9 protein-coding genes are annotated in these 10,294 nt (G+C 64.5%); 3 read left to right on the forward strand and 6 right to left on the reverse strand.

Annotated elements, in window-relative coordinates; translation table 11 throughout:
- Positions 1-10 precede the first annotated feature (10 nt).
- The 5 genes from ACO2Q4_RS23495 to tauA form a co-directional block, all read right to left on the reverse strand.
- Positions 11-1,402, reverse strand: a complete 1,392-nt coding sequence (locus ACO2Q4_RS23495; protein ID WP_423322156.1) for an NAD(P)/FAD-dependent oxidoreductase — start codon at positions 1,400-1,402, stop codon at positions 11-13.
- Positions 1,403-1,410: 8 nt separating this feature from the next.
- Positions 1,411-1,806, reverse strand: coding sequence for a nuclear transport factor 2 family protein (locus tag ACO2Q4_RS23500; RefSeq protein ID WP_423322157.1), 396 nt, complete (start codon positions 1,804-1,806; stop codon positions 1,411-1,413).
- 120 nt (positions 1,807-1,926) lie between these two features.
- Complete coding sequence (locus ACO2Q4_RS23505; protein ID WP_311761810.1) at positions 1,927-2,754, reverse strand: ABC transporter permease subunit; 828 nt, start codon at positions 2,752-2,754, stop codon at positions 1,927-1,929.
- Positions 2,747-3,562, reverse strand: a complete 816-nt coding sequence (locus ACO2Q4_RS23510; protein ID WP_311761809.1) for a taurine ABC transporter ATP-binding protein — start codon at positions 3,560-3,562, stop codon at positions 2,747-2,749. The genes ACO2Q4_RS23505 and ACO2Q4_RS23510 overlap by 8 nt, the downstream gene beginning before the upstream one ends.
- Before the next feature lie 62 nt (positions 3,563-3,624).
- Positions 3,625-4,653: a taurine ABC transporter substrate-binding protein gene (tauA, locus tag ACO2Q4_RS23515; RefSeq protein ID WP_423322158.1), complete on the reverse strand. Its 1,029-nt coding sequence runs from the start codon at positions 4,651-4,653 to the stop codon at positions 3,625-3,627.
- 138 nt (positions 4,654-4,791) lie between these two features.
- Here tauA and ACO2Q4_RS23520 point away from each other — a divergent pair, with 138 nt between their 5' ends.
- A complete protein-coding gene (locus ACO2Q4_RS23520) occupies positions 4,792-6,273 on the forward strand; it encodes a PLP-dependent aminotransferase family protein (RefSeq protein WP_423322159.1) in 1,482 nt (493 codons plus the stop codon).
- Here the strand turns inward: ACO2Q4_RS23520 and ACO2Q4_RS23525 are convergent.
- Positions 6,270-7,064 carry an IclR family transcriptional regulator gene (locus ACO2Q4_RS23525; RefSeq protein WP_423322160.1) on the reverse strand — a complete coding sequence of 265 codons (795 nt, stop codon included), beginning with the start codon at positions 7,062-7,064 and terminating at the stop codon, positions 6,270-6,272. The genes ACO2Q4_RS23520 and ACO2Q4_RS23525 overlap by 4 nt on opposite strands.
- 191 nt (positions 7,065-7,255) lie before the next feature.
- Here ACO2Q4_RS23525 and ACO2Q4_RS23530 point away from each other — a divergent pair, with 191 nt between their 5' ends.
- Both ACO2Q4_RS23530 and ACO2Q4_RS23535 read left to right on the forward strand, forming a co-directional pair.
- Positions 7,256-8,560, forward strand: coding sequence for an MFS transporter (locus ACO2Q4_RS23530; protein WP_311761805.1), 1,305 nt, complete (start codon positions 7,256-7,258; stop codon positions 8,558-8,560).
- Positions 8,561-8,628: 68 nt separating this feature from the next.
- Positions 8,629-10,281, forward strand: coding sequence for a GMC family oxidoreductase (locus tag ACO2Q4_RS23535; protein WP_423322161.1), 1,653 nt, complete (start codon positions 8,629-8,631; stop codon positions 10,279-10,281).
- Positions 10,282-10,294: the final 13 nt, after the last annotated feature.

The following is a 10,294-nucleotide window of genomic DNA, read 5'->3' on the forward strand; positions in this document are numbered from 1 at the left end:
TAATGGCTCCTTATGCGCGTTCGTCGCGGTAGTGATAGAGGTGATAGAGACCCCATTGGCCAAGCCGCCGGAATGGCGTCTTCCAGCCCTCATGGGGAAGTTCGGTATTGAAGATCGGCAGGCTCGGGACGCGTTCGCCCGCAACAAGCTGGGCCATCCGGCGTCCTGCCATGGCTGAATACATCACTCCGTTCCCGCCATAGCCCAGAGTGTAGTAAGCGCCGGGCAGGTCGGGCAGGCCGGTGATGCGCGGCATCATGTCATGGCTGACATCGACCCAGCCCCACCAGCTGTAATCAAGTTCGATCCCGCGCAAGGCGGGGAACTTGCGGGCCATCCCCTCGCGCAGCCCGGCAAGATGGGAGGGGTTGGCCGCGTCGCGTCCGGTGATCGCCGCGCGCGAGCCGATCTGCAACCGGTTGTCGGGCAGCAGGCGATAGTAGTGGCGCAGCGTCCGGGTATCGGTCAGGGGTGAAAGCTTTCTGATGCCGATCGCTTCAATCTCGGCCGGGGTCAGAACCCGCGTCACGACGCTGTTAGACATGATCGGCATCACGCGGTCGCGCAGCCGGGGATGCAGGCCCCGCGGCGCATAGGCGGCTGTGGCGACCGCGACGCGCCGGGCGCGGACGATGCCGCCGGGCGTGCGCAGATGGTGCCGTCCGCCGCGATATTCCCAATGGGTAACGGGGCTGTCGGTATGAACCGTCGCGCCCAGTTCGCGGGCGACGCGCAGATAACCGAAGGCCAGCTTGGCGGCATGGATGCCGGTGCCGTCGGGTTCCCACATCGCGCCATGCGCCTCGTGGTCGCGGGCCACCGTCTCGAACACCTCGTCCCGCGAAAGCATGCGGGCGCCATAGCCGAAGCTGTCGTTCAGAAGCGCCGCCTCTTTCGCCAGGCCGGGCATCAGCGAGGGCTTGTGCGCAATATAGTAATGTCCGCCCTCCTGCGGGTCGCAGTCGATCGCGTGGTCCCGGATCAGGCCGCGGAACAGGTCGAACCCCTCGATCATCTCGGCATGCAGGCCACGCGCCACGTCAATGCCCCAGCGGTCGATCCACTGGCTGCGCTTCAGGCGGCCGGCGCTGATCTGGGCCTGCCCGCCATTGCGCGTCGAGCAGCCATAGGCGACGCCATTCGCCTCAAGCACGGTGGCCTTGATGCCATGCATCTTGGCAAGGTGGATCGCGGTCGAAAGCCCGGTATAGCCCGACCCGATCACCGCGACGTCGACATCCATGTCGCCGCTGACGGGGCCGTCCGCCTCGGGTGCGGGACCAGCGGTGCCGATCCAGTAGGTCGGTGCGTAATCGCTGTGCGGTCCCAGCGCCTGCGCGTGGATGGGATCATAAAGCGGGTCGAAGGGCACCGAGTCCGTACGTCTTGCGATAGCCTGCATTTGCGTTCTCACTTCACCGGAATTGCCGGGCGCTGTTTGCGGATGGCCTGTTTCTCGACGATGCGGCCGTCCTTGATGCGGAAAAGGTCGACGCCCTGGACCTCGGTCCGGGTGCCGTCGGGATTGGTGGCGCGGAATGTCCATTGCGAGACACCGCGCGTGCCGTCTTCGGACAGGAAGTGACTGTGATCGGCCCATTGCACGTCGGGCATGGTCGTCCAGACATTCTGGAACGCCTTGGCGATGGCGTCCCGCCCTTCGATCCGGTTGCCGAATTCGTGGTCACCGGCGACCGTGAAGAACACGCAATCCTTGGCGAAATGGCTCATCACGCCTTCGATGTCATGGCGGTTGAAGGCGTCGAAGGTGGCCTTGAGGTCATTGGCGGTCAGCGTGGCGGACATTTCGGGTATCACTCCTCAGGGCGGAGGGTGCGGCTTAGGCGGCCCTCCGGTTGTTTCAGGTCGAAAGTGCTGTGTGACTGGGGTTGCCCGGCCCCGCTGCGGGGGCCGCGGCCCTTGGGCCTAGATCTTGCCCTTCCAGGGGATCATGGCCTTTTCGATGCGTCGGATCAGCAGGTCGAAGGCAAAGGCCAGCACGCCGATCACGATGATGCCCATGATGACCGCGTCCGAAGCGAGATATTCGGCCGAGTTCAGGACCATGAAGCCCAGTCCCCGGCTGGCCGCGACCATCTCGGCCGCGACAAGCGTGGTCCAGCCGACGCCGATCCCGATCCGCATCCCGGTAAAGATCTCCGGCAGCGCGGCTTTCAGGATGACGTGGAAGATCACCTGCATCTTGGTCGCGCCCATCGCATAAGCGGCATGGATCTGCTCGGTCGAGACCGAGCGCACCCCGGCGCGGGCGGCGATCGCCATCGGCGCGAAGATTGCCAGGAAGATCAGGAAGACCTTGGGAAATTCGCCGATGCCCAGCCAGATGATGATCAGCGGCAGATAGGCCAGCGGAGGCAGCGGGCGATAGAACTCGATGATCGGGTCCAGGATGCCCCTGACCCAGCGGTTCACGCCCATCAGGATGCCCAGCGGCACGGCGACGACCAGGGCCAGGAAGAAGGCGCCAAGGACGCGGCCAAGGCTGGCCAGCGTGTGCTGAAGCAGGGTCGAGTTTGACAGCCCCTCGGTCAGGGATTGCACGAACTTGCCCCAGACCGCGCCGGGCGACGGCAGGAACAGCGGCTTGATCCAGCCCATGCTGGTGATCAGGAACCACAGACCGATCAGGATCAGCGCCGTCGCAAGGCTTATCAGCGCGCTGGAGCCAGCGCCGGGCGCACCGTAGGACGTTCCCGCCCGCGCAGGGCGGGCGCGCAACAGGCGATCAAGCATCAAGACGTTCCTGTTCCTGCTGGCCGGCGCGCTCGTCGCCGTAGATGATGCCAAGGATCTGTTCGCGCATACGGATGAAATCGGGGCTTGATTTGATTGCACGGGCGTTCCCCTCTGCAAGGAAGCGTTTGTTGAAATCCAGCTCGTAGGTGTGAGTGATGCGACCGGGGCGCGGCGACATCACGATCAGGCGCGAGCCCAGGAAAAGTGCTTCTTCGACCGAATGGGTGATGAAGAAGAACATCTTGTTGGTGACCTGCCAGATCTTCAGCAGCAGCTCCTGAACCGTCTCGCGGGTCAGCGCGTCCAGCGCCGCCATCGGTTCGTCCATGAGCAGCATGGCCGGGTCGCAGGTCAGGGCGCGGGCAATGCCGACACGCTGCTGCATCCCGCCCGACAGGTGATAGATCATGTGCTGGTGGAAATCCTGAAGCCCGACCAGCGCCAGGTTCTTCACCGCGCGTTCGCGACGGGTGCGGGCATCAACGCCCTGCAGCTTCAGGCCGAATTCGACGTTGTCGATGACGTTGAGCCAGGGCAGCAGCGCGTGCTTCTGAAAGACGACGCCGCGTTCGGCGCCCGGTCCCATGACCTGCTGGCCGCCCAGAGTGATCTGCCCCGATGTGGGGGCCATGAAGCCGGCCATCAGGTTCAGCAGCGTGGTCTTGCCGCAGCCCGACGCCCCCAGGGCGACGACGAAATCGCCGTTTTCGATGGTCAGGTCGACACCCTTGAGCGCGACGATGTCGCGACCCTTGATCTGGCCGGGATAGATCAGGCTGACATTGGATACGTCGAGTGTCCGCATCTGGGTTCTCTTCGCAAAAGGAGGGGGAAGGTCGGCCGCGGGCAGGCCGCGGCCGTATGTTGTCACTTCGCGGCCTGTTCGGCCTTGGCGGCTGTTTCCGCGAAGCTGGCGTTCACATAGGGGGCATAGTCGGGCAGCGCCGAGTCGATCTGCTTCTGGTCGACCAGGAACTTGGCGCTGTCGGTCAGGGCGCGGGTTGCGCCGCCGCCCAGCCAGGTGTCCGAGATCTGCTCATCCGCATTGGGGAAGGACAGCATGTTCAGCGCGTCGACGATATCCTTGCCCTCGCCACCGATCATGCGCGAGATGCCCTTGACCGGTTCGGAATCAGCGGTCCAGCTGGCCTTGTTCGCATTGTAATCGGCATAGGCCTCGGCCATCGCCTTGGTGAATTCGGTCATGAATTCGGGGTTCTTTTCGGCAAAGCCCTTGTCGACGACCAGCCCGTCAAAGGTGGGAACGCTGGCCGCGCCGATCTGTTCGCTGTCGGCGATGACCTTGCCATCCGCCATCAGCTGGCTCAGCGCCGGCGGCCAGACATAGGCCGCGTCGATATCGCCGCGCTGCCAGGCCGCGACGATCTGCGGCGGTTTCATGTTCAGGATCTGGACGTCCTTGGGCGAGATGTTCCAGATCTTCTCCATGCCGATCAGCAGGTGGAAGTGCGAGGTCGAAACGAAGGGCACACCGACCTTCTTGCCGACCAGATCCTCGGGCTTCTCGATTCCCGAGCCGTTGCGGGCGACCAGCGCCTCGGATTTGCCGATATTGTCGAGAATCCAGAAAAGCTGCATGTCGACGCCCCGCGTGGTCGAGGCCGCAATCCCCGTCGAGCCGATCACCCCGATCGGCACGTTACCCGAAGCCAGCGCCGTCGAGATGTCGCCGCCCGAACTGAACTGGCGCCAGTCGATCTCGATACCCGCCTTCTTGGCAGCCTCGTCCAGCCGGCCATCGGCAATCGCCGCAACGAAGGGGCCGACGATCTGCTGATAGCCCACGACGACGGATTCGGCAGAGGCCGTTCCGGCCATCAGGACCGCGGCTGCGGTAAGGGCAGCAAGACGCCGCCCGGCAAGGGTCATTGTCATTCCCAGTTCTCCCTGTTCGTGGCGTCGCGTTTGCCGCGCGCCCGGTCCACGCGTGCATCTTGCGGCACGTCGCAGATTGGAATGTTGCAGATCGGGGGGGACAGGGATATGTCCAGTTTCAGCCGATGTTAGGTCCAGATGGCAAACCAGCTTCCCGCCGAGATCATCCAGCTGCGCAAGGACGAGGCGTCGACGCTGCAGGGCCAGCTTGCGGCGGCGATCGTGCGCGCCATCCTTGAGGCGCATGCGCGGCCCGGCACGCGGCTGCCGTCAAGCCGCAGGCTTGCAGCAACGCTTGGCATCTCTCGCATGACGGTCACGCTGGTCTATCAGGATCTCGTCAGTCGCGGCTATCTTGAGACCCTGCCAAGATCGGGAATCGCGGTGGCTGACAGCGTGCCGCATCGCGGCCTCAGTGCCAGTTCCGTCCGCCCGGCCGGAGAGCGGCCGCCGGACTGGACGCAATGGTTGGGGGAGCAGAACCAGCCCCGCCGCGTGATCCGCAAGCCCAGCAACTGGCATCAGTATCGCTATCCCTTCATCTACGGTCAGGCCGATTCCCGGCTGTTCGACCACAATGCCTGGCGCGACTGCGCAAGGCGGGCACTGGGGACCCGGGATTTCGCGGATCTTGCCGCCGACCGCTATGGCGCCGACGATCCTTTGCTGGTCGACTACATCTGTTCGAACACCTTGGCGCGGCGTGGCATCCGGGCACGCCCGGACGAGGTGCTGGTGACCCTGGGTGCGCAGAATGCTCTGTTCCTGGCGGTCGAACTGCTGGCCCGCGCCGACCGACGTGCCGTGACCGAGGATCCCGGCTATCCCGATTTTGCCGAGACGCTGCGCCGGGCGCAAAGCCCGACCAGCTTCCTGCCGGTTGATGACAAGGGGCTGGTGCCCGCGCTTCTGCCGCCCGATACGAAGCTGGTGATCGCCACGCCCAGCCATCACATCCCGACCGGCGCGACCATGCCCATCGACCGCCGCCACGACCTGCTGCGCCGCGCCGCCGCACAGGATTTCCTGATCATCGAAGACGACTACGATTTCGAGATGTCCTATCTTGCGCCGCCCGAGCCCGCGCTGAAGTCGCTCGATGCCGAGGACCGGGTGATCTATATCGGCAGTTTCTCGAAATCCCTGTTTCCGGGGCTGCGCATCGGCTATCTGGTGGCGCCCGCGCCCCTCATCGCCAAGGCGCGGGCCTTGCGGGGGATCATGCTGCGCCATCCTCCGGGCCATTTGCAGCGTATCACTGCCTATTTTCTGGCGCTTGGACATTACGACGCGCATATCGAACGGCTTCGCGCCGCGCTGAAGCGTCGCCGCGCCGTGCTGGAGCAGGCATTGGCCATGACCGACCTGCGGATCGAGGGTGCAGCGGAATCCGGTGGCTCCAGCGTGTGGCTGCGCGGGGCCGAGGGCAGCGACAGCGCGCTGCTTGCTGAAAGTCTGCGTGCCGAAAGCGTGCTGATCGAACCCGGCGAAGTCTTCTTCGAGCAGCCGCCGACACCGTGCCCGCTGTTTCGGCTGGGCTATTCATCGATCAACGAACGCGACATCCCCGAAGGGATCGCGCTTGTCGCGCAGATGGATCGCGCGATGGCGCGGGGCTAGATCAGCTCGGCAAGATCGGCCGCGGCCTGGCGCATGGCGGGCAGGTGCTTCAATCCGGCCTCGACCGTCAGGCGCTGGACCGGGGCGTGAAAGGACAGCGTCGCACAGAACCCTCCTGTCGAGTCAAGGACCGGAACTGCGACGGCGATCATGCCCGGCACGAACTCCTGCTCGTCGGTCGAATAGCCCTGTTCGCGGATGCGCTGGATTTCAGCGCGCAATACCTGCGGGTCGGTGATCGTCCGTTCGGTATGCGCGGTCAGGCGGGCCTTGGACAGAAAGCGCGTCAGCGCCGCCTCGGACATCTGCGCAAGCGCGGCCTTGCCGGCCGAAGTCGCGTGCAGGGGCACGCGCGAGCCGACCTTCAACGCAATCCGCAGTGGCCAGTGCGTTTCCACCCGGTCGACATAGATCATCGCGTCGCCATCGGGAATCGACAGGTTGCAGGTCTCTCCCAACGCCTCGTTCAGCCGCGTCAGAACCTCGCGTCGGGGCAGGTGGTGATGGCCCGAGCGCATCACGCCCAGCATCATCGCGCGCAGTTTCGGCCCCGGAAGATAGCTGCGCCCGTCCAGATGGCGCGAAAGATAACCCTCCTGCTCGAGGTTCGCGACAAGGCGATGGATCGTGGGCTTCGGAAGTTGAAGCCCGGCATTGATCTCTGTCGCCGTCATCGGACGCGCGCCCGTCGCAACCGCTTCGAGAATCTGCAGATTCCGCAGGCTGGGTGCGCTTGTCCCGGGGTCGCGGCTTTGGTCCATCGGATCGGATTCCTTGTTGATCGTGCCCATTCTAACCGGTCGTGTCGGCACCTCCAACTCTCCTTCACTGACCAAGAATTATTTTTTTGAGACTTTGCGTATCAAAAAACCTTTGACTCACGACGCAAGGCTGAGGCAGCATCCCCCAATCGGCGCCAAGGGAGAGGGCGCCGGTCAACAACATGACTGCGAGAAGACCAACAAACGCACGGGAGGGCGTAATGTCGGATCTGAGCATGGGGGCCTATGGCGCCGCCACCACCGAGAACAATGTCAAAAAGGTCGTCTTCGCCAGCCTGATCGGCTCGACGATCGAATGGTACGATTTCTTCCTTTACGGAGTCGTCGCCGGGATCGTCTTCAACAAGCTCTATTTTCCTTCGGATCACGAGACCGTCTCGATTCTGATGGCCTATGCCACCTTCGCGGTGGGCTTTGTCGCGCGTCCGTTCGGCGGGCTGGTCTTTGGCCATTTTGGCGACCGCATCGGACGCAAGACGATGCTGGTCATCACGCTGCTGATGATGGGCGGCGCAACCGTCGCCATCGGGTTGCTGCCGACCTATGAAAGCATCGGCATCGCCGCGCCCATCCTGCTTTTGCTGCTGCGCATCCTGCAGGGCATCGGCATCGGTGGCGAATGGGGTGGGGCCGTTCTGATGGCCTATGAATTCGCGCCCAAGGACAAGCGCGGCTTCTATGCCTCGATCCCCCAGATCGGCCTGTCGCTGGGCCTGTTCATGGCGTCTGGCGTCATGGCGCTGCTGACCATGCTGCCGGACGAAGCCTTCATGACCTGGGGCTGGCGCGCCGCTTTCGTCGCCTCTATCATTCTGGTCGGACTGGGCACCTGGATCCGCAGCAATATCGGCGAAAGCCCGGAATTCGAGAAGGCCAAGGCCGAGTCCCGTGCCCGCGATCAGGGCCTGCCCTTTGTCGACATGCTGAAACGCTATCCCGCAAACGTCACGCTGGGCATGGGCGCACGCTATATCGACGGGGTGTTCTTCAACATCTTTGCCGTGTTCTCGATCCTCTACCTCACCAAATATGTCGGGCTGGAGCGCAGCTTCGCGCTGTGGACCGTCTGCGCCGCAGCCGTGGTGATGGTGGTGTTCATCCCCTTCTTCGGGCGGCTTTCGGACAAGGTCGGGCGTCCCCGGACCTATGCCACCGGTTCGATCCTGTTGGCGCTGAGCGTGTTTCCCGCTTTCGCACTGATGTCCTCGGGCAACCCCGTGCTGATCGTGCTGGGGATCGTGCTGCCCTTCGGCATCATCTACCCGATCTGCTATGGCCCCGAGGCCGCGCTTTTCGCCGATCTGTTCGATCCCAGCGTGCGCTATACCGGCGTGTCCTTCGTCTACCAGTTCTCTGGCATCTTCGCCTCGGGGATCACGCCGATGATCGCGACCTGGCTGATGGCGTCCAATGGAAACGATCCGTTCTGGCTGTGCTGCTACGTCGTCTTTGCCGGCCTCGTCTCGGCGGTCTGCGCGATCCTGATCGGGCGTCGCAACCGCTGAGTTCTGATCCTGCGATGCGCCCCCAAGGCGCATCGCGACCCTGAACCGAACGAACGAAGGACATGACAATGACCCAGGCAGCGGAAATCTCGGATTACCTGGTCGTCGGCGCGGGGTCGGCGGGTTGCGTCGTCGCGAACCGGCTGAGCGCAGATCCCGGCATCCGCGTCACCCTGATCGAGGCCGGACGGCGCGACACCAGCCCGTGGATCCATATCCCGGTCGGCTATTTCCGCACCATGCACAACCCGGATTTCGATTGGTGCTACAAGACCGAGCCGGATCCCGGCATTGCCGGTCGCGCGATCCACTGGCCACGCGGCAAGGTGCTGGGCGGGTCGTCCTCGCTGAACGGGCTGCTCTATGTCCGTGGCCAGCGCGAGGACTATGATCATTGGGCCCAGATGGGCAATCGCGGCTGGTCCTGGGACGATGTCGGCCCGGTTTTCCAGGAACTGGAGACCTTTCAGCGTGGTGAGGGCGAGGGGCGCGGCACGGAAGGCGCGCTGCAGGTCTCGGACCCGCGCCTGCGCCGACAGATTTGCGAACTGTGGATCGAGGCCGCGAAAGCGCGCGGCATCCCCTATAACCCGGACTACAACGGCCCGGTGCAAGACGGCGTCGGGCATTTCCAGCTGACCGTCGACAAGGGGCGGCGCTGCTCCTCGGCCAAGGCTTTCCTTACGCCGATCCGCGACCGCGCGAACCTCAGCATCGTGACCGAGGCGCAGGTGCTGCGCGTCGTGATCGAGGAAGGCCGCGCCACGGGGGTCGAGATTGCCCGTCCCGACGGCAGCCGCCAGATCCTGCGTGCGGCGCGCGAGGTGATCCTGTGCGCCGGTGCCATCGGATCGCCGCAACTCCTGATGCTCTCCGGCGTCGGTGATGCCGGGGCGCTGACCGCGCAGGGCATCCGCGTCGCCCGCCACTCCCCCGAGGTCGGCCGTAACCTTCAGGACCACCTGCAGGCGCGGCTGGTGTTCAAATGCCGCGAGGCCACGCTGAACGACGAGGTTCGCAGCCTCGTCAACAAGGCGCGGATCGGGCTGGAATACGCGCTGTTCCGCAGCGGCCCGATGACGATGGCAGCAAGCCTCGTCTTCGGCTTCCTGAAAACCCGCCCCGATCTCGCGACACCGGACATTCAGTTCCACATCCAGCCGTGGTCGGCCGACAGCCCGGGCGAGGGGGTGCACCCCTTCTCGGCCTTTACGCAGTCCGTCTGCCAACTTCGCCCCGAAAGCCGCGGGACGATCACGCTGCACTCGTCCGACGCGCGCGACGCGCCGCTGATCCAGCCGAACTACCTCTCGGCCCAGACCGATTGCGACACCATCGTCGCCGGGATCGAGATCGCGCGAGAGATCGCGCGGACCGAACCGCTGCGCGGCGCCATCTCGCAGGAGTTCCGCCCCGCGCCCGATGTCCAGGGCTATGACGAGGTTCTGGCCTGGGCGCGCGAGAACTCGACGACGATCTACCACCCGACCGGCACTTGCCGGATGGGCGTTGACGACCGCGCTGTGGTCGATCCGCGCCTCAGGGTGCGCGGCATCCACGGCCTCCGGGTCGCGGATTGCTCGATCATGCCCGAGATCGTCTCGGGCAATACCAATGCCCCCGCGATGATGATCGGGGCAAGGCTCGCGCGCATGGTCCTCGAGGATCATGCGTCTGAAACCGGGCGCGCCAGCGGCGGCGCCTTTGACAAGGTTGCTTGAAGGAAAGACTGAC

This window comes from Paracoccus sp. KR1-242 (assembly GCF_049446195.1).
Taxonomy (GTDB): domain Bacteria; phylum Pseudomonadota; class Alphaproteobacteria; order Rhodobacterales; family Rhodobacteraceae; genus Paracoccus; species Paracoccus broussonetiae.